This window comes from Vibrio sp. 10N.247.311.12 (assembly GCF_041467515.1).
Taxonomy (GTDB): domain Bacteria; phylum Pseudomonadota; class Gammaproteobacteria; order Enterobacterales; family Vibrionaceae; genus Vibrio; species Vibrio crassostreae_C.
On record NZ_JBFSUV010000020.1, the window covers coordinates 23,719 to 42,669 of the forward strand.

At 43.8% G+C, this 18,951-nt stretch carries 15 protein-coding genes and 1 pseudogene; 8 read left to right on the top strand and 8 right to left on the bottom strand.

The features are described from left to right. The first annotated feature begins 156 nt into the window (after positions 1-156). The gene (locus AB6E30_RS10695; protein ID WP_081090203.1) at positions 157-1,686 is read left to right on the top strand and encodes a DUF3612 domain-containing protein; all 1,530 of its coding nucleotides are present in this window, start codon (positions 157-159) and stop codon (positions 1,684-1,686) included. Positions 1,687-2,253: 567 nt separating this feature from the next. On the opposite strand, the gene AB6E30_RS10700 is transcribed toward AB6E30_RS10695, so the two are convergent. After that, positions 2,254-3,903 (bottom strand): DEAD/DEAH box helicase, encoded by a 1,650-nt coding sequence (locus AB6E30_RS10700; protein ID WP_372103547.1) that lies wholly within the window; start codon positions 3,901-3,903, stop codon positions 2,254-2,256. 163 nt (positions 3,904-4,066) lie between these two features. Beyond that, the gene (locus AB6E30_RS10705) at positions 4,067-5,422 is read right to left on the bottom strand and encodes a diguanylate cyclase (protein ID WP_372098959.1); all 1,356 of its coding nucleotides are present in this window, start codon (positions 5,420-5,422) and stop codon (positions 4,067-4,069) included. A gap of 283 nt (positions 5,423-5,705) precedes the next feature. On the opposite strand from AB6E30_RS10705, the gene AB6E30_RS10710 reads away from it, so the two are divergent. Continuing rightward, positions 5,706-6,854 carry a DUF3541 domain-containing protein gene (locus AB6E30_RS10710; protein WP_372103346.1) on the top strand — a complete coding sequence of 383 codons (1,149 nt, stop codon included), beginning with the start codon at positions 5,706-5,708 and terminating at the stop codon, positions 6,852-6,854. A gap of 144 nt (positions 6,855-6,998) precedes the next feature. Here the strand turns inward: AB6E30_RS10710 and AB6E30_RS10715 are convergent, their stop codons facing one another. The 3 genes from AB6E30_RS10715 to AB6E30_RS10725 all read right to left on the bottom strand — a co-directional run bounded on the left by AB6E30_RS10715 (position 6,999) and on the right by AB6E30_RS10725 (position 9,461). Then, positions 6,999-7,616, bottom strand: a complete 618-nt coding sequence (locus AB6E30_RS10715; RefSeq protein WP_017064868.1) for a class I SAM-dependent methyltransferase — start codon at positions 7,614-7,616, stop codon at positions 6,999-7,001. 45 nt (positions 7,617-7,661) lie between these two features. Beyond that, the gene (locus tag AB6E30_RS10720) at positions 7,662-7,931 is read right to left on the bottom strand and encodes a hypothetical protein (protein ID WP_371725204.1); all 270 of its coding nucleotides are present in this window, start codon (positions 7,929-7,931) and stop codon (positions 7,662-7,664) included. 321 nt (positions 7,932-8,252) lie between these two features. Next, positions 8,253-9,461, bottom strand: a complete 1,209-nt coding sequence (locus AB6E30_RS10725; protein ID WP_102320600.1) for a NupC/NupG family nucleoside CNT transporter — start codon at positions 9,459-9,461, stop codon at positions 8,253-8,255. A 613-nt stretch (positions 9,462-10,074) separates the two neighbouring features. Between AB6E30_RS10725 and AB6E30_RS10730 the strand changes: the two genes are divergently transcribed. The 4 genes from AB6E30_RS10730 to AB6E30_RS10745 all read left to right on the top strand — a co-directional run bounded on the left by AB6E30_RS10730 (position 10,075) and on the right by AB6E30_RS10745 (position 12,818). After that, positions 10,075-10,551 carry a hypothetical protein gene (locus AB6E30_RS10730; protein ID WP_029235263.1) on the top strand — a complete coding sequence of 159 codons (477 nt, stop codon included), beginning with the start codon at positions 10,075-10,077 and terminating at the stop codon, positions 10,549-10,551. A 284-nt stretch (positions 10,552-10,835) separates the two neighbouring features. Then, complete coding sequence (locus AB6E30_RS10735; protein ID WP_017064872.1) at positions 10,836-11,105, top strand: PTS sugar transporter subunit IIB; 270 nt, start codon at positions 10,836-10,838, stop codon at positions 11,103-11,105. Between the two features lie 10 nt (positions 11,106-11,115). Then, positions 11,116-12,372 carry a PTS ascorbate transporter subunit IIC gene (locus tag AB6E30_RS10740; RefSeq protein ID WP_048612870.1) on the top strand — a complete coding sequence of 419 codons (1,257 nt, stop codon included), beginning with the start codon at positions 11,116-11,118 and terminating at the stop codon, positions 12,370-12,372. Further along, complete coding sequence (locus AB6E30_RS10745; RefSeq protein WP_017070990.1) at positions 12,369-12,818, top strand: PTS sugar transporter subunit IIA; 450 nt, start codon at positions 12,369-12,371, stop codon at positions 12,816-12,818. Before AB6E30_RS10740 ends, AB6E30_RS10745 begins: the two co-directional genes overlap by 4 nt. A 134-nt stretch (positions 12,819-12,952) precedes the next feature. Here the strand turns inward: AB6E30_RS10745 and AB6E30_RS10750 are convergent, their stop codons facing one another. Continuing rightward, positions 12,953-14,218: an HD-GYP domain-containing protein gene (locus tag AB6E30_RS10750; protein WP_372103551.1), complete on the bottom strand. Its 1,266-nt coding sequence runs from the start codon at positions 14,216-14,218 to the stop codon at positions 12,953-12,955. 226 nt (positions 14,219-14,444) lie between these two features. Between AB6E30_RS10750 and AB6E30_RS10755 the strand changes: the two genes are divergently transcribed. Beyond that, entirely contained in the window at positions 14,445-14,981 is a 537-nt protein-coding gene (locus tag AB6E30_RS10755) for a GNAT family N-acetyltransferase (protein ID WP_017064876.1), read from the top strand. Between the two features lie 151 nt (positions 14,982-15,132). Here AB6E30_RS10755 and AB6E30_RS10760 read toward each other — a convergent pair whose 3' ends face one another. Further along, positions 15,133-16,482, bottom strand: a complete 1,350-nt coding sequence (locus AB6E30_RS10760; RefSeq protein WP_372103554.1) for a sensor histidine kinase — start codon at positions 16,480-16,482, stop codon at positions 15,133-15,135. Next, positions 16,475-17,164 carry a response regulator transcription factor gene (locus AB6E30_RS10765; RefSeq protein WP_017060591.1) on the bottom strand — a complete coding sequence of 230 codons (690 nt, stop codon included), beginning with the start codon at positions 17,162-17,164 and terminating at the stop codon, positions 16,475-16,477. The genes AB6E30_RS10760 and AB6E30_RS10765 overlap by 8 nt, the downstream gene beginning before the upstream one ends. A 182-nt stretch (positions 17,165-17,346) precedes the next feature. Between AB6E30_RS10765 and AB6E30_RS10770 the strand changes: the two are divergent. Continuing rightward, positions 17,347-18,735: pseudogene (locus tag AB6E30_RS10770) on the top strand (putative bifunctional diguanylate cyclase/phosphodiesterase); the annotation flags it as partial. Positions 18,736-18,951 lie beyond the last annotated feature (216 nt).

The window sequence follows — 18,951 nt, forward strand, 5'->3', positions numbered from 1 at the left end:
TGACCAGTCCGGTGATAACCACCGATTTCTACAGCAAAAATGTGTCCTAGAGCAATTATTCCAAACTAACGTTTAATTTATTTGTCATTTTGTGAATTGCTTAGTTTGTAGATTAGCGCTTTTTTACATACAATTTCACAACAAAAATTTTACAATGTGAATTTTACAAATATGGCCTTGTCAAAAAGTTTAGTTCGTCAGTCACATTTCCTAGGTACGAAAATACGTAACCTAAGAAAACGTAACCATTTAACGATGGAAGACCTGTCTGCGCGTTGTATTAGAATCGACCCAGAATGTGCTCCTTCCGTTTCTTACCTTTCAATGATTGAACGTGGAAAGCGGGTTCCGAGCATCGATATGCTGGAAGTGATTGCACAGGTCTTTCAGAAGAATCCGACGTGGTTCCTCGACGACGAATCTGAACAACAAGCCATTGCTCCTGATAAGGGGAATCGTGGTGGGATAAGTGGCATGGCGCTCGAGCCGAGCTTCCTATTCTCAAACGACATCCTGCAAATTGCGATTCCTGAGATGCTGTCACAAACGGGCATTTCAGGCCGCCAGTTTGCGCACCTCTTGATTCGAGCACACCAAGAGAGCAACCAGAACCACTTCCCTGACCTTGAGCGCGCTGCGGAAGAAGTAGGCTTAAAACGTCTTAACCTCAGCGTAGAAGACCTGATAGACATCGCTAGAAGCCTAGGAATCAACATCCGCTGGGTGACGCGCACGCCGCAAGACGTCGTCGATGAGCTCGGAATTAACGCTAAGCAGTTAGTGACCTCCTTCTTTGAGCCTCCCGGTACTATCTTCTTAAACGAGATTCTTAAAGAGTATCCAACTCGTCTGAAATACGACCTTTCGGTTTATATCGGTCATTGCATTCTGCACAGCAAAGAAGGCCTAAAGAGTGTGTTGTCGGTCGGTAACAACAACACGTGGGACGACAACCAGGTATCAGGCTCTTCACAGCTCAACTCCCAAGATATTCTTCAAGCATGGCGAGACTTTGAATCCAGCTTCTTTGCTGGCGCACTTCTGTGCCCGAAAGTCCCGTTTAGGCAGCTACTTGACCGCACTGGTTACGAAATCGACGTTCACAAAAGAGCAGGGGTTTCCCCCTCTGTTGCGATGCGTCGAATGACTGTAGTATCGCCCTACCCTCACTGGCACTACTTTGATGCTTATGGGCCGGGGAAACTCAAGGCGGTATATCGCGGGAACGGGATTCCGCTACCTTGGGGAAATATGAGAACGGTCGCTGACCCATGTCAACATTGGGCTGTGTTCCGTCGATTATCAGAACCTCGAGCGGGAAGCTCGGCTCAAATATCCATTTTGAACGTGGGTGATGAGCCAAGAATCTACTGCTGTGAATCCATCAATATGACGGATCCTGCGGGTAACAATCGTGTGTTGTGTGCTGGTATAGATCTCAACCCTGCGATTGATGCTCAAGGCGGTAATTCAAGAGACATAGCAGAGCAGCTTAAAGCGTCATGCGTTAACAATGGTGGCTCTGTGGCAATTCCGCGTAACATCAAAAAAGATCTCACGACAATAGCCAAGATTCTAAATATAAATTGGATTGAACGTGGGATTGAGACAGAGGCGAGGCTTATCTGCTCCAGAGGTGGAGAATGCCCACGCCAACCAAGCTGTTACTCTAAGTGTGGTGAGTAAAAAAGTAATAACAAAAAATAGAACCTAAATTTCAGGCAAAAAAAGACCAATCACAATAAGGGTGATTGGTCATATATTTTGTGTGAACAAAAAAGGTTCACTAACAACGTCAGTTGGCTAGGTGACCCTCGGCTTAAGAAGGGTCACCATTACTAATGCAGCATGCGTGCCAACTTTTAAAACACGTATTTACTACGCATCTGGACACGTATTGGCCGGATATCCTTGTTTGTTTTGCAAACTGGAATTGCAAATTGCAAAATCCAACAAAAACGCTAGTGATTATGTTATTATTAATGAATAATTAAAGATTCATTACCCTTCCCAAAAATGTCATATTTCCCTTAGATTCAATCACTTTAAACAGCAATAAACCTCCCCTAGCTTACTCAAGCTATACGGTTACTCAACATCAACAATACCCCAAACAGCGCCCATAAAAAAACGCGAACATTGAGATTCAATATTCGCGCTTATTCGATTTCTATGACAGAAAGAACTTAACCCACCAGACGCCTTTTTATAAAGCGACTCCTGTTCATTGCTCTTTCAATATCTCAGAAAAGATTACTTCTGAGGAGCTGGCTTAGAACGGCTTCGAGACGGTTTGTTTGTCGAAGGTTTGTTGCTTGTCGGCTTATTTGACGACTTGCTTGGGCCGTAGCTACCGCCGTAACCAGACTTCTTAGGTTTGCCTGCAGGTTTACCCGCGTTGTTTGGCTTACCAGTACCGTTAGATTTACCCGCACCGCTTGGTTTGCTCAGAGTGTTCTGAGCACCTGCGTTATTTGCAGCAGGTTTATTGCCCGCACTACCGCGTTTAAAGTTGCTGCCGTTGTTTCTTACTGATTTATCTTCAGTTGTCGCAGCTGAGTTGTTTTCAGCAGGTTTCTTACCAGATGTCGGCTTACGCTTTGGAGCCGAACCATTACCAGCTACATGACGCTTGTTCTTACCTGCTGGCTTGTGCCCGCGAGCGTTATCACCAGAGCGTTGACCATCAGCATGTTCACGTGGCTGTTTTGCTTTCTTCGGTTTCTTAGGCTTGATTGGACGTGACTCCAACCGAGACTCAGGTAACTTATTTACTGGAGAGAAACCTTCCAGTTCACGACGCTCTAGCACTTGTTGAATCAGGCGTTCAATACCGAACAGCTCACCCACTTCATCAGCACAAACCAATGAAATCGCTTTACCTACTTCACCTGCACGGCCAGTACGACCGATACGGTGTACATAGTCTTCTGATACATGAGGAAGATCGAAGTTAACTACTTGAGGCAGTTGCGGGATATCGATACCACGAGCGGCGATATCAGTTGCAACAAGTACTCGTACCTTACCTGTTTTGAAGTTCTCTAAGGCTTTAGTACGTGCACCTTGGCTCTTGTTACCATGGATAGGTGCAGCAGTGATGTCTTGCTCTTCAAGGAAGCGAGCAAGCTTGTTCGCACCGTGTTTCGTCTTGCTGAACACCAACACTTGTCGCCAATCGTTATCTTTGATTAGCTTCGCTAGTATTGCGCTCTTTTTCTTTTTGTCTACTGGGTAGATGCTTTGCTCAACCGTTTTTGCCGTTGAGTTTGCAGGGCTTACTGAAATCTCAACAGGATTGTTCACCAAGCCTTTCGCTAAGCTGCGGATATCATCAGAGAACGTCGCTGAGAACAGTAGGTTCTGACGCTTCTTAGGCAAGAAAGCTAAGATCTTACGAATATCGCGGATGAAACCCATGTCTAGCATGCGGTCCGCTTCATCTAGCACTAGGATTTCTAGTTGGTCAAAACGCACTGCATTTTGGTTGTATAGGTCAAGTAGACGACCAGGTGTTGCCACCAACACGTCACTACCTTTACGCAGTTTTTGCATCTGAGGGTTAATCTTCACACCACCAAACACGACCGTCGAAGTCAGCGGTAAGTTAATACCGTACTTCACTACGCTGCCATTCACTTGCGCAGCAAGCTCACGAGTTGGCGTTAGCACGAGCGCACGAACTTGGTTCTGACGTACGCGAGTACCTTTCGATAACATTTCAAGAATAGGTAGCGTGAAGCCTGCAGTTTTACCTGTACCTGTTTGAGCAGCGGCCATAACATCTTTGCCCGTTAGGACAGCTGGCACGGCTTTCTCTTGTATTGGTGATGGCTTATCGTAACCTTGTGCTTCAATAGCTTTAAGGATCGGTTCAGAAAGGCCAAGGGAGGTAAAACTCATAGATTATTTTCTCAGTTGAATAACATTTAGTATGAGCAACACGTTAAAAAGTGCGTTGCTTCAGCTTTTGCTCATCAAATACATTGATACGGAGCAAAGCGCGGTATTCTGAGGCTTTTCCCCCCATTCAGCAACTAAATTCTAATCGCAGCTAAAATTCAACCTAGATAACTTGTCGCTTCTGTTCGTACATTTTTTCATCAGCGGCTTTCAAGAGCGCATCGACATCATTGTAGTTACTATTGTGAATAACCCAACCCACACTGATTCTGAGATAAATAGAGTGCGCTTCGTACACAACTGGCGCCGAGCATATCGCCTTTCGTAGTTTAGTCACGATTGAAGATACGTGTTGATCATCGATGATGCGTGGCAACAAGACCAAGAACTCATCACCGCCTATCCTTGCAACGATATCTGAAACACGCAGCTCACTTCTTATGCGGTTAGCACACTCGATCAATACCTGATCGCCTGCCGCGTGACCATAAGTGTCGTTGATTGCTTTAAACCCATCGAGGTCGATATTTACAACGGCAAAGGTTCTCGCTCTCTGTTTTTGAGTGGTTTTGAAGGCCTGCTTGAGGCTATACATGAAGTATCGACGATTCGGTAACATCGTTAGCTCATCATGCATAGAGCGGCTATCTGCAATCCGGTACAGGCGATAAATAGTAAAGAAGGCAAACGCCAGCACTAATATTATGGAGTAGCCCACCAGCCTTACCGCTTGGATGCGATACCAAGGCTCACCCATTAATACGTGTTCGTTGCCAGAAAGAGCAAGGTACCAACCACCGTATGGGAAACTCACCTGTTCAGTGGCAAACGCATTATCGAACACATCCTGAGTGCCATAAAAGACAGCGCCATCTTTACCTGAACTGTTTTCACCACGAATTGCTAATTCATACTTGTTCTCTATCTTGCCGATTCCAACATCTTCAAACAGCTCATCTAAGCCGATAACAGCGCTGGAGACACCCCAATAATCTTGATTGAAAGGCGGGTCTCGGAAGATCGGAGTACGCGTAATGAGGGCTTGTCCACCTTGAAAAAGCTCAAAGGGACCAGCAATAAAGGTGTTGCCAAGATTACGGGCTATCTCAACAGACTCCCATTGATTTGGGTGATCACGATAATTAATACCGAGAATCTGCTCATTACCTTCCAGCGGGTAAACAAAATTTAGAATGTCGTCTTTGGCGAGTCCGATAAGTCGAATATGGAAGCCATCTTGAATGATATTCTCAGCAATCTTGTCCCAATTTTTCACCTCACCATCGGGGTTGATGGTCACTAAGGTCGAGAAGTTATTGAGGATATACATATCTGACACGATCGCGGCTTCAATCCGAGAACGAATAATGGATAGTTGCTTTTTGGCCTCTGAATACGATTCGTTTTTAAGAAAAGTTAATTGCTTGGCATGAAAGAACTCAATTGCGCTTACTATCGCAAGGAAAAAAAGAAAAGCTACTACTCTGGCAGACCACTGCTTGCTAGAACCACTTGGCATTTACGAACCTCTAACACTATTGTTCTATATACTGCCTTATAACGGCTCATTTCTGGCTTATTGCTCCAGTATGCCGCTAAGTCATTAAAAATCCATACTAACGTCGACTATCTATCAAATATTGAGTGATCCATCACTTCAAAATTCTTTACCAAACGAATGGTTTAATCAAAAAGGGTTAGTGAACCTTATAAAGCTTACATTGTATTGACTCAAACCTTACATTAAAGGATTCATCGATGTTATTTTACATAGACTATTAATCAGCTTGGTACCTCACGACATGAAGCTAAAAACGATTACACTGTGCACATTACTATCGGCCTCAGTTACGGTCGCTGTTCACGCACAAGAGAACGCTCTGGCGACAAATGTACCGAGTATTCAAACCCAAGCAGATTCTCTCAACTCTCATGAACAATCTTTCAAACAATCTGCAGACCTCATTCGTACCACCTACGAAAGCCAGCTTTACACTCTGCCTGCATTCAAAGAAGGTCATTACGGGCTGCGCATGTATCGCCAAACATTAGACGATAAGTATTCTGCTGCGGTGTGGAGTGACATGGCACGAGTGGCAAGTAAGCTCAGCACCCTGTCGAATGACGTTCATACCATGGAACAAATCGTACTCTACTCAGAGAAGCGCGTTGCTTCTTATGTTGGCGATAATGATGAGCGCAGTGTTCGACGTTACAACATCACCAAGCACATGCCAGAATATCTCTACCTTGGTGTTGACCTCCTAGGCTCTATGGCTCGTGCTAATGAATACGGTTTAGAGCACAAGAACGATGCTAAGCTGCGTGAGATCATTCGTCGCTATGACTTTTCACGATACGTGACCAACGAAGATATGGTGAAAGCGTGGGCGGCTCAACTCGCCAATCAAGTCTACTGGCTGCGCCAACTGGGTGAACAAGATGTCGTTGATGAGTTTGTCGAAACCTTCAAAAAAGCGTACCCAGACGATGAAGATAAGAAGCTTTCAAGTCAGCAATTTGGCAACAAACTCTACGGCATGACACACGTCATCTTTGGCGATTCCGAGTACTATCAGCATCAAGTGAGCGAGCAAGATCATCAATGGATCTACGATTACTTCAGAGAAAACATCGATACGATTCTGTTGCGTGCGAAAGAAGATGTGATTGCTGAGGTTGGATTGACCTTCTTACTGGCAGGTTTAGAAGATGACCCAGTTCTAGAGAAAACTCGACTCGCGATTCAAGCTTCTATCGATGAGAAACAAGGCATGATCCCTTCTATCACTGGTGATTTTGATCTTGAGTACGGTGAACACCGCAATGTGCTAGCAATCATGCTACTCGATTGGCAGCAAGTGAATGAAGCGCCGACCTATGAAGGCAACCCTAAGGTATTTACTAACATCCCTTACGGACTTATTAAAAACCAACCACCGAAGAACTAGCAGCATACCTAGCCTAGGTTGGTCATAGAACCCAAAAAGCCGCATACCTTTCAAGGCTGCGGCTTTTTGCTGTTTACTACGTCAGTACTCGTATCAAAAGTTGTTAATATCAAAACCTGCGTAAAGATAAAAACAAAGACGACATCAAGCTCCTGACACGGCTTTGTTCATCACTATCGTAAAATCCCCTTCTGCGTAGCCCTCCGTTAAAGAGACATCATCGCAGAGCGTTTTACAGAAACGATAGACACCTTGAGGGTGATAACTCATCAAGGTATTACGCGAAGGATACTGGCTTGAGTTGAGAAGATTAAAAATCACCGTCTGATTCGCCAGTTCATACATGCGAGTAATCATATTTGTCAGATAATCAGAATCACGAGAGATGTAGTTCAGTGAACCACTAGCGATGACAATGTCGTGCGCCTCAAGGTTCATTTTGCTCATATCACCCGCCAAAAACTGACAACGATCTTCTGTGTAGTTTTGCTTCGCCTTCTTAAGAAAGCCTGCGTGTTGGTCAACGCCGGTATAAGATTGAATACGATAGATGCTGTCGAGCAGTTCAAACAGCTCGCCATAGCCGCAACCCAAATCTAAAACACTCTTCTTTTCGAAGTCCGCCGCACGAGCGATTACTTCAAAGCGACACAATTGACTCTCTTCGCTAGTCCAACCTAAAGCTTTAGCCTTGTCGCCATTCGAGCGGTTAGTTTGTTTCCGATGATAGCGATACACCTTCCAACGATCGAGCCAGTGCATTCAAATCAGCCCTACTTCAATGAACATCAGCACACCTTGATAAGATTAAGCTTTAGAACTTGAAGAAAAGAGCCCACCGATTTTATAACCGATCGCATAGCAAACCACGGCGACAGTAACAAACACCAATGCCGAGAAGAAATACGCTACAGACGCTGTGACACCAGCCCCCCACACCACGCTGAACACCAAACCGAGATAAGCCTCTTTTGGCCACTGGTAGATAGGAAACTGAGCGCCGCCAGCAATTAGGTAAACCATCGCAAACAAGCCAATGAAGGTAACAATAAGACCGATGAGAACGCGAATGTTCATGGAGAGACCCTTGATTAATTTAGCTTGGTTGCCATTGTTCCTAATCGAAAGCGGATATGCTTAGTCGGAACCGAATATTCTCAATCGAAATCGAATGTTCTTAATCGAAGCCGAATGTTATTAATCGCAACCTGATGATATTCAAGTATATCGGATAAAAGGAACTGGCTCTATTACTCTTCCGAGTGAGCTTTTACTCACGATAGACAAATCACAGTCGACGGCCAAAACCTGATTTCGCCTGATTAACAGGCACAAAAAAGCGGACACCCTCCTTACGTTAACTCCGTAAGTAAAGTGTCCGCTTTAACTGAATATAGCTTAAAGCAGGATGAAAATACCCGCTAAGCATGCACTCATTAGGTTTGCTAGCGTACCAGCAGCTACAGCTTTCAAACCTAAGTTTGCAACTTCAGCACGGCGCTCTGGTGCCATAACACCGATTGAACCTAACTGAATCGCGATAGAACCAATGTTAGCAAAGCCACATAGAGCAAAAGTCACGATCACTTGGCTGTGTTCAGATAACAGAGCTTTGTTCTCAACGAAGTCGATGAAAGCAACAAACTCGTTCATAACGATCTTCTGACCGATGTAAGAACCCGCCATCAATACTTCGTCACTTGGGATACCGATCAGCCATGCAAGAGGCGAGAACAGGTAACCAAAGATAGCTTGTAGCGTAATACCCGCAAAACCGAACGTTTCACCTAGGCTTTCTAGGCCAGTGTTGACCATCGCAATCACACTCACGAATGCAACCAACATAGTACCAACCGCTACCGCAACCTTCATACCGTTCATCGCGCCGCTTGCCAATGCATCAATCACGTTGCTTTGGTCAGCTTTATCTAGTTCGATATGGTCGTAATCACTTGGTGTGCTGCGCTCAGGAACAATGATCTTCGCCATTAACAGACTGCCCGGAGCCGCCATAAAGCTTGCAGCGATAAGGTATTTAAGCTCAACACCAAGGCCAGCATAACCACCAAGTACACTACCCGCTACCGACGCCATACCACCTGCCATTACAGCAAACAGTTCCGAACGAGTCATAGATTTTAAAAAGGGACGAATAAGAAGAGGAGACTCACCCTGAGAAAGGAAGATATTACCTGTAGCAACCAGAGATTCAGCTTTACTTGTACCCAGCAGTTTTTGCACCGCTCCGCCCAAGATTTGAATCACTTTCTGCATAACGCCTAAATAATAGAGCGCAGAGATCAAAGCACTGAAGAAGATAATGATTGGAAGTACGCGAATCGCGAAAATGAAACCTTCAGTAGCCAGATCACCAAATAGGAAAGCGATACCAACGTCTGCAAAACCAAGCAAACTCGAAACGCCATTGCTTAGGCTTGTTAACGCCAGTTGTCCCCAAGGGAAATACAATACTAAGGCTGCAAAACCGATTTGAAGTAATAGTGCACGAGAGACCGTTTTCCAGTTAATTGAAGAACGACTTTCAGATAACAGGTACGCGCAAGCAATCAGTGCAAGAACACCGACAAAACCAAATAGAATATTCATAATGTGTCCTAGTAATCCTTAAAGAGTGAACATGAGCCAAGCAAATGACATCAAAGGAACAGGACAAAGAACCGCAAGCAAAACGCTACGCGATGAAGGAGCTAACAGGGTTAGCGAATGTAACAACGAGTTGTTCATGTAAAAAATCACCTTATACAAGCAGTGGAACGTAGCTGGTCCGGTCCGTGGGGTCATTCACATATCCATGTGACGGCTTGTATTGGCTAAGCACCGGCTTAAAACCGGAAAAGAAGTATAAACAGATAAGTGAGACTTTCATCACATTTTTTGACGCAAACGATCGCGCGATCAAGGATTAAGCAAAATGTATTGTTTGTCGTCGTTTTCGAGCTTCAAAACTGTAAACAATCTGTAGGGAGTTGAATTTGTAATGTTAAGTCTTTAAGTGTGTGAGCGTAATCACTCGGTTAATTCTGTGTGATTCTTACTACTTTTCTGTGCTCTGCCTCATTTCCCGAGACTTCAAGATTCATCTTAAGTTTAGATGCGTATATACTTTGTATGACCTCACCAAATAATTATCTATAAAATACCAATAGAGCTGATTAGATATAACAGCCATCGAGACTAAGAGAGGAAACACGTGAAGAAAATGGAAGCTCCGCACGACATGAACAATGGAGCTAGATTCAAAACAAATAGACACGGCTATGTGACAGTAGTTGAATATTATAATACCTATACTGTTATTGTCGCGTTTGAAAATACTGGAAATATCCGCGCTATCAGTGCGGCGAAATTACGTACAGGTCAACTCACCGATCGTTCTGTCGCGCCTGAATCAATTATGATTGGTGAAAAGGTTGAATCGGTTAAACACGGGATACTAACCATTACTCAAGTTGAATCTGAAAATATTGTGGTACTGACCAATGCCAATAACGAAGAAATTAGAATGTTATTGCCTGCCGTACAGAAAATGAAAGATAAAACAGAAGAAGTCGACAGTGAAAATATTGCCTCCCCAAAACCAACCTCTCTTAGCGAACTGACTAAAAGAAATAAAAAGACCAAAGACGTTAATAGCATGCTTAAGAAAATGCTTACTGACTACGGTCGATACGATTAATTCTCTGTTTTCTACAATAAAGCCTCTATAGATTTATATTCTGATACAAAAACTAATTAAGCCCGCCTTTCTCAATAAAATACGTTGCATATTCGAGTGAAAAGTTAAATTTGATCAAAGTCTCACTCTGGATCTTTACCACAAATTAAAGAGATCTCCGTCACAATCTCATTTTAGCTTTGTGATGGAGATCTTATTGAAATCTGAATATTTCCATTACTATGCTCTCACACAATAAGAGAACGAAGTTTCTCAACCCCTAAAATCCAATTGAGACAAATATTATGAAAAAGATTCTTGTAGTTTGCGGTAACGGCCTTGGTACTTCTCTAATGATGGAAATGGCAGTAAAAGAAGTCGCTAAAAAAATCGGTTTCGAAGCAGAAGTTGATCACGAAGATCTATCATCTGCAGCATCAAGCAATGCGGATATTTGGGTTGCAGCAACAGACGTTGCAAACCAACTAAAAGACGCTGGTAAAGAGAACATCATCAGCCTTAAAAATATTTTTGACAAAGCATCAATTGAAGAACAACTAAAAACTTTCATGTAAGGTCAAAATTATGCAAAACTTTTTCGAGTTCATGCTCGGCTTATTAAAAGAGCCGGCGATCATGGTAGGTTTAATTGCTTTTATTGGCCTAGTTGCACAAAAAGCAGATGTTTCTACCATTCTAAAAGGCACAATTAAAACCGTAATGGGTTTCCTAATTTTAGGTTTTGGTGCTGGCGCTCTTGTTGGTGCACTAAATAACTTCTCAGTTGTATTTACTGAAGCATTCGGCGTAAGTGGTGTTATTCCAAATAACGAAGCAATTGTTGCATTAGCACAAGAAGCATTCGGTTATGAAATGGCTCTAATTATGTTCTTCGCATTCGTTGTGAATATTTTATTGGCTCGTATTACTCCTTTAAAATATATTTTCTTAACGGGTCACCACACAATGTTCATGTCTATGCTGGTAGCGGTAATCCTGTCTACAGCTAACATTGAAGGCACTGCTCTAGTAGCAATAGGCTCGATCATTGTGGGTTCACTGATGGTTATCATGCCTGCACTTGCTCAGAAATACACAGAGAAAGTGATGGGTACTGATCAGCTGGCGATGGGTCACTTCTCAACATTCTCGTACTTAGTATCGGGTTACATTGGTAGCAAGTTTGGTGACACTTCAAAATCAACAGAAGACATCAACGTACCTAAGAGCCTAATGTTCCTGCGTGATACGCCCGTTGCTGTAGCAACAACAATGGCCATTTTCTTTATGTTTGCTTCAATTGTTGCTGGCGGTGACTTTGTTGAAACAGTATCAGGCGGTCAAAACTGGGTAGTATTCACCTTCATGCAGTCTCTTGTGTTTGCCGGTGGTGTTTACATCGTGCTGCAAGGTGTGAAGATGCTGATAGCTGAAATCGTTCCTGCATTCAAAGGTATCTCTGACAAACTCGTACCGGGCGCAAAACCTGCTCTAGACTGCCCTATGGTATTCCCTGTAGCACCAAACGCGGTACTTATCGGTTTCCTTTGTTCTTTCGCTGCTGGTCTACTAGCAATGGCAGTTCAAGGTGCACTTGGCTGGACAATCATTGTAGCTGGCGTCGTTCCACACTTCTTCGTAGGTGGTGCAGCAGGCGTTTACGGTAATGCGACAGGCGGTCTACGTGGTGCAATTCTAGGTTCATTCACGCAAGGTCTGTGTATCTCTTTCCTACCAATGCTACTGCTTCCTGTACTGGGTGGCCTTGGTCTTGAAGCGACAACGTTTGCTGACTTCGACTTCGGTGTTGTTGGTCTTATCCTAGGGTGGATTGTTTCATGAGCTTATTCGATTTAATTGGTAACCAAGGCGTTATCATCAACTCTGAAGAAAACCTAACGGTTGATGCAGCAATTGATGTGACTTGTTCAACACTGCTAGCAAGCAACAAAATTGAAGCAAGCTATGTTGAAGCTATCAAGCAAAAGCATAAGGATATTGGCGCGTACTATGTTCTAGCACCTAAGATTGCGATGCCTCATGCTCGCCCTGAAGATGGTGTAAACGAAGCATCACTGCAAGTAACGGTATTCAAGAAGGGTGTTGATTTAGAGTCAGAAGACAACGGTGACGTTTACCTTTCGATTACTCTGGCTGCGATGGACTCAGATAGCCACATCCATACGATTATGGCGCTATCAGAGTTGTTCCAAAATGATGATGACATTGATGCCATCATCGCAGCGGAAACTGAGCAAGCGATCATCGAGATCTTAAAACGATACTAATCTCGATATAAAGATCCTGATAAGCCCCCATGAAAAAAGCGATAGCCTCGGCTATCGCTTTTCTGTTTCTGGTGCTTGGTCATTTCTCATCGAATATGAGTTAAGGCATCACACCTAGAAAGCATTCAGTGGCGTTAAAATGCGTACATTCTTTTATCTGTCGATAATTCAAAGCAATATTGCGCGTGTTTATTAAGGCACTCAAACACTTCTCGATCCAACTTAAAGTTATCAACGTGGTCCCTCAAAATAACGAGAGTCTCTTCTAATGTCATGCCTGCACGATAAGGGCGAGACTGAGTTAGCGCTTGAAACACATCCACCACAGCAACAATTCGACTGGGTTGATCCAACTCTTCCGCCGTTTTGCCCATTGGGTAACCCGAACCATCTAACCTTTCATGATGATTAGATGCCCACTGACAAACCTGAGGTGAACTGAACAACTCCTGCAATGCGAATCGAGTGTCCGTTGCATGGCGTTTAATACAGCAATACTCTTCTTCAGTAAGTAAATCCGGCTTATGCAGAATGTCATTAGGGGTTTGCAGTTTACCGATATCATGGACCAATCCAGCCAGATAGAGTTTGCGCTGAGTGGTGTAGGAATAGCCCAATTGTTTAGCGAGGTATTCTGAAAGCTGCCCAACCTTCAACGAGTGCTTAAAGGTAAACGAACTTTTGGTATCAACAACATTGGCAATAAATTCGGCAAAGGCCACCGTCTCATCCAACGACATTTGCTGGGAGAAAAATGGCACAGGTTCAAAGTTATCCCTCATGTTCTCGATGTATGGAATCTCCATAGAAAACCAGAAGTCATCCAAATCAACCAACTCGCACATGTGTTGCACAAGGTTGGTTTCGAACATCTCATCCGCTTGTTCAGTCAAACGTTCAATGATGCTCGCTTTGCCATCTGGTGTTAGGTTTCCATAACGATCAGAAGAGGTTATGCCGTATAGATAATCGACTCTATCGGCAAGCATCACGATGGCAGCTAGTTCTCTTTCTAACTCGCTGATATGAATAGCCCTTAGCTCAGACCACGGAGTATGGTGATAAAGAACCGGCTTAGCAAATATAGAAAGAACTGGGCACTCTTTTAAGATTTGGTAGCCCTTTTGACAATGGTGATAGCTTGAGTCAGGTACAAACCCAGACGTTAAACTGAGCTGTTCATCAATTTGCGAGACACCACAGTCGTGAATCAAGCCTAACGAAAACGCGAGCTGCGCTTGCTCTTCTTCCCACCCCACACTCAGAGCACATCGATACGCGATATAGCCCACTCTCTGTCCATGATTTTTACTTTCGAAACCGACGTTATCAAGCGCCTTAGCAATACCGAATAGAGCCTTCCTTAGGTCCACGGTCACGTCCTGGCAATGTTGATTCATTATTTAAGCCTAGCATTTTTATATTTTTTATATATTTAGGCCGCTAATACTAATGCATAGCTAATGATTATATACACAACTATTGTAAGGTTTAATGAGTTTCGTGATAGAACCAACGTATCACGAAAAATCCGTGCTACAAATGGTTGCATATTAAAAATCATGCGACATTATAGCCTGCCGACTAAGATTCGCTTAAATAAGCAGCCATAAGAAAAGGAAAGACATGTTTAAAACGGTTATCGACAACGAACTCTCCATCGCATTGGTTGAAGAGAGCTTCGCTTCTCACTACGCGGAAATCTCACAAAGCCAGAATGAGTACCTAAGTCAATGGCTCGTGTGGCCGCCACATTGTAAAACCGAGCAAGACTTTAGGATCTTCATCCAACGCTCGCTACACGATTATGCCGAAGGTAAAAGCATGACTTGTGCAATCGTGTATCAAGACAAGGTCGTCGGTAACTGCAGTTTCAATACTATTGATCATGATAAGCAAAAGGTGACGATAGGTTATTGGTTATCTGAGACATACCAAGGAAAGGGGATTGTGACGCGCGTTGTCCAGAAGCTGATTGATATTGCTTTCAATGAGTTAGATATGGAAAAGGTAGAGATATCAGCCGCAACCGGTAACCAAAGCAGCCGTAAGGTTTGTGAGCGCTTACATTTCACGTTAGAAGGTATCATCACGCGTAACGAAAACTTGAATGGTCGCATCATTGACCACGCTATTTATGGCCTTCATCGCTCTAAGCTCTAAGCTCTAAGCTCTAAGCTCTAAGCTCTAAGCTCTAAGCTCTAAGCAGTAGTACTAAGAAGTCACTAGCTTGTAAATCGGAATATGAAAAAGCCACGGTATTAGTCCGTGGCTTTGTTATTTGACGAGCCTGAAGAGTTCTTAAAGCTGCAGCTTATGCGATCTTAGGAACCACGATACTGAACTTGGCACCACCATGGTTGCTGTCGTCGATTTTGATATCCCAAGAAAGTTTTTTAGCCGCCGATAGAGCAATCGCGAGGCCCAACCCCAATCCACCGTTGGTCGACGTTCTGCTTGAGTCTAGTCGAGAGAACGGAAGGAATACCTCATCACGCCTATTCTCTGGTATTCCAGAACCATTGTCTTCAATCACCACCAGCCAGTTTTCTGAGTTCTCATCCAGCGTCATCCACACTTTGTCTTGTGTGTAATTACCCGCATTCTTGAGAACGTTATCGAACACCAAGCGTGCCATTGAGCAATCACACTTAATCTTGCACTCTAGCTGTACCTTAGATTCAAAGGTGGCATTGTCTAGTTTCGAGTAACGAATTCGGTCTAGGCAATACTCACGAAGATCGGAGGTCACTTTAACGAGCTCAAAGAAAGAGTTATCCATGACATTCAACTTCGACAGCATGATGATTTCTGACGTGAGCTCGTTGATATCCTCAATGTAGGTATCAATGTCATCGAAAAGAACCTGATGATTATCGAGGGCTCCCCTTCTTAGGATATCGGTCGCCAGTTGAATACGACTTAGCGGAGTTCGTACTTCGTGTGGGATAGCTTGAGCGAAAATATGACTTTGCTTTACTTTGCTTTCGATCTCTTCAGCCATGAAGTTAAAACTGCTGGCCAAATCAGAAACAGGATGGATGTCGTCCATGTCAGATCGAGTACTAAGCTTGCCCTTACCAAACTGTTTCTGCTTCTCGACGAGCAACTCTATTCTTTCTTGAAAACGCCTCACAGGTAAGTAAACACTTGCTCCAATCGCCACAATCACAGCCAACAACAGCCCTAACAAAAAGTGTCGTTCTGAGTCTTCGTACCATTCAATGTCAGGAGAGAAAAAGTCCCCTACCTCACTGAACCCAAAACTGAATTTAGAGTTTGGTAGCTGAAACACGGTCGAATAGAGGTTGTCATCACTTAGATATATCGGCACACCGTTTAAGGTTGTGTATAACTCACATTGTTGGCAAGGCGCCTCGCCCGACCAATTCTCCAACAGGCGCAAATTGAAGATATAAAATTGTTGGCAGCCTGTTCTATCGAGCTCTTTATAGAGTGAGTTTTCTTGATTGTGTTGACGAACATACTGCTCCGCAAAGTAGATGCCATCATTGAGGAAGGTTTCGATCTCGGTGCGTCGCATGTACCCCTCACCAAGGTTCAAGAACAAAAATATCGTTGCCGACATCCCAGTCACAATCCCAAGGTATAAGCGAGCAAACATCGAAACCGAGCGAAGCTTCGTAGCAATGAACTTACGCAACCAGCATGTACCCCTTGTTGCGAACCGTACGAATCAACTGTTTGTCTTTTGCGTGAATGCGCAGCTTTCGGCGTAACCCAGACACGCGCATATCAATCGAGCGGTCGTTGAACGCGTAATCTATCCCTCTAAATAACTGACAGCACTGGTCTCGAGTCACGACCTGACAGATGTTATTAACGAGAAGGTTTAAGATTTCAAATTCAGCAGAAGTAAGCTTGAGGTTTTGGCCGTAGAGCGTGGCACTTTGAGCAGAGCTGTTGATTACAATATCGCACTGTTTTTCAGCCGTAGTTTCTTGCGCAGTTTTTACGGGAGTCGCTCGACGCAATAACGCTTCAATTCGCGCTAACAAGGCATGGCCACGAATCGGTTTGGCAACGTAATCGTCCGCACCAAATTTAAACAAGCTGACCTCGCTCATTTCATCGGCGGAAGCCGTTAGCACTAAAATCATTCCATTGTAAAACTCACGGGCTTGACGGCAAATTTGCGCGCCGCTCATCCCTGGAAGCATCAAGTCCAACAGCACTAAATCAGGTTCAATACTACGGATCGCTTCAAGTGCCAAGTTCCCTTCATGAACAACGCTAACATTGTAACCTTCAGCTTCGAGGTAAAGCGTCGTTAGACGAGCTATCTCTTGGTCATCTTCAACAATGAGCACTTTGGTTTTCGACATTCCTATCACCAGTATTTATTAAAAGCGAAGGCAGTATATATACTGGTCATAGATCATCAATATTGGAATCAGAGCCCTACATTTACCGTACGCAAAACATAGTAATCACTTTTGTACATACACGTTTACAGAATAGAGAACCAACAACCGGTGCGCCTTGGTTTATCAAGGTTTCCTCCTTCAGAGCACACCATTTTGATGTGCAAGGAAAGTGGCTCTTTGATAAAAGCGAACTGCTGCTAAACCTAACCTGTACAACAAAGCAAAAAGAGAAGCTGATAAAAGCCAGATACAACGCAGAACACGACTGTTTAACGGAGCTTTATAATCGCCGTGGGATCAGCAACCTTCTAGAAACCAGCATTGCCTATCGCTCACCGTTTGAATTGATGTTTGTCGACCTTGATGGCTTCAAATTAGTTAATGACACTTATGGGCACACTGTCGGAGACCAACTACTCAAACAGGTTGGTGAACGCCTTAAACAGTTGGTTGATGAGAAATGCATGATAGGGCGATTTGGTGGCGACGAATTCATTGTGATTGCCCACACCTGCCGAAATCAAAATATCCCACTACTTTGCTCTCGCATCATTGATGCCTTAAACCGAAGTTTCCATATCAGAGGCATCGGCAGTTTATCTGTCGGTTGCAGCATAGGTACCGCGCATTTCCCTGATAACGCGGTTGACCAAGAAACATTGCTAAAGCAAGCGGGTATGGCGATGCATCTTGCAAAAGCGAATGGTCGAAACCGCTTCAAAACGTTTACCCCAGACTTAGCACAAACCCTGCATCGCAAAGTAGAGATCCGCCATCGACTGGCACGCGCCATAGAAAACGACGATCTCAACCTTCACTACCAACCGATCATGAACACCAACAGCGACAAGGTGAAAGGGTTTGAAGCCTTGCTTCGATGGTCAGACAAAGAGCTAGGTAACATAGGCCCTGATAAGTTTATTAGCTTAGCGGACGAGACGGGGCAGATTGTACCGCTCGGGAAATGGGTTCTGAACTCTGCACTCAAACAGCTATCGATATGGCAACGTGAGTTTGATAGTGAGTTGATGATGAGTATCAATATTTCGAGTATTCAGATGCACGCGACCTTTGCCGAGCAGCTATTAGCAATGTTGAACTTCTACAATATCCAACCTCAAAGCATCGCCCTTGAGATCACCGAATCTTCCATGATCTTCAAGCATGGTGAAGTCAGGCAAGCGTTAAGCGATATTTCTAAATTGGGCGTAGATCTTCACCTTGATGACTTTGGCACAGGCTACTCGTCACTGTCGATGTTGCATGACTTACCGATTAGCACCGTGAAACTCGATAAAAGCTTCGTCCACGGTTCACACAAAGGGAGCAAAGCGATTGTCCAAGCCACCCATGCTATCTGTGAAAAATTGGGGCTAAAAGTGGTTGCTGAAGGTGTCGAAACCGAAACGCATAAAGCGTTCTTAATCGATTGTGGATACCAGTATCTTCAGGGATTTTTATTTAGTAAACCAATTCCCTCAAATGAAGTCGAAAGTCAGTTTTTGAATGGTCGACAATCCTACAATTAAAGACTTATTTATCAATAAATTAAGTCGTTTGAATGCTTCCTAAACAATCGGCTGCTGTGGGTGTGTACGCTTACGTATGCTTACATAGCGTTTAACAGTAAGAGGAAATAATTAAGCTATTGTTTATAAAGAAAATTACTTAGAAATTCACACAATAAAACACCAAACCATTATACCCACTAACTGTAATGACTTTGGTATTTAGATTACCCTCAT

Bases quoted from the DNA above. Each gene is read 5' to 3' on its own strand.
- AB6E30_RS10700 (WP_372103547.1), bottom strand. From the start codon at position 3,903: ATGAGTTTTACCTCCCTTGGCCTTTCTGAACCGATCCTTAAAGCTATT.
- AB6E30_RS10705 (WP_372098959.1), bottom strand. From the start codon at position 5,422: ATGCCAAGTGGTTCTAGCAAGCAGTGGTCTGCCAGAGTAGTAGCTTTT.
- AB6E30_RS10710 (WP_372103346.1), top strand. From the start codon at position 5,706: ATGAAGCTAAAAACGATTACACTGTGCACATTACTATCGGCCTCAGTT.
- AB6E30_RS10715 (WP_017064868.1), bottom strand. From the start codon at position 7,616: ATGCACTGGCTCGATCGTTGGAAGGTGTATCGCTATCATCGGAAACAA.
- AB6E30_RS10720 (WP_371725204.1), bottom strand. From the start codon at position 7,931: ATGAACATTCGCGTTCTCATCGGTCTTATTGTTACCTTCATTGGCTTG.
- AB6E30_RS10725 (WP_102320600.1), bottom strand. From the start codon at position 9,461: ATGAATATTCTATTTGGTTTTGTCGGTGTTCTTGCACTGATTGCTTGC.
- AB6E30_RS10730 (WP_029235263.1), top strand. From the start codon at position 10,075: ATGGAAGCTCCGCACGACATGAACAATGGAGCTAGATTCAAAACAAAT.
- AB6E30_RS10735 (WP_017064872.1), top strand. From the start codon at position 10,836: ATGAAAAAGATTCTTGTAGTTTGCGGTAACGGCCTTGGTACTTCTCTA.
- AB6E30_RS10740 (WP_048612870.1), top strand. From the start codon at position 11,116: ATGCAAAACTTTTTCGAGTTCATGCTCGGCTTATTAAAAGAGCCGGCG.
- AB6E30_RS10745 (WP_017070990.1), top strand. From the start codon at position 12,369: ATGAGCTTATTCGATTTAATTGGTAACCAAGGCGTTATCATCAACTCT.
- AB6E30_RS10750 (WP_372103551.1), bottom strand. From the start codon at position 14,218: ATGAATCAACATTGCCAGGACGTGACCGTGGACCTAAGGAAGGCTCTA.
- AB6E30_RS10755 (WP_017064876.1), top strand. From the start codon at position 14,445: ATGTTTAAAACGGTTATCGACAACGAACTCTCCATCGCATTGGTTGAA.
- AB6E30_RS10765 (WP_017060591.1), bottom strand. From the start codon at position 17,164: ATGTCGAAAACCAAAGTGCTCATTGTTGAAGATGACCAAGAGATAGCT.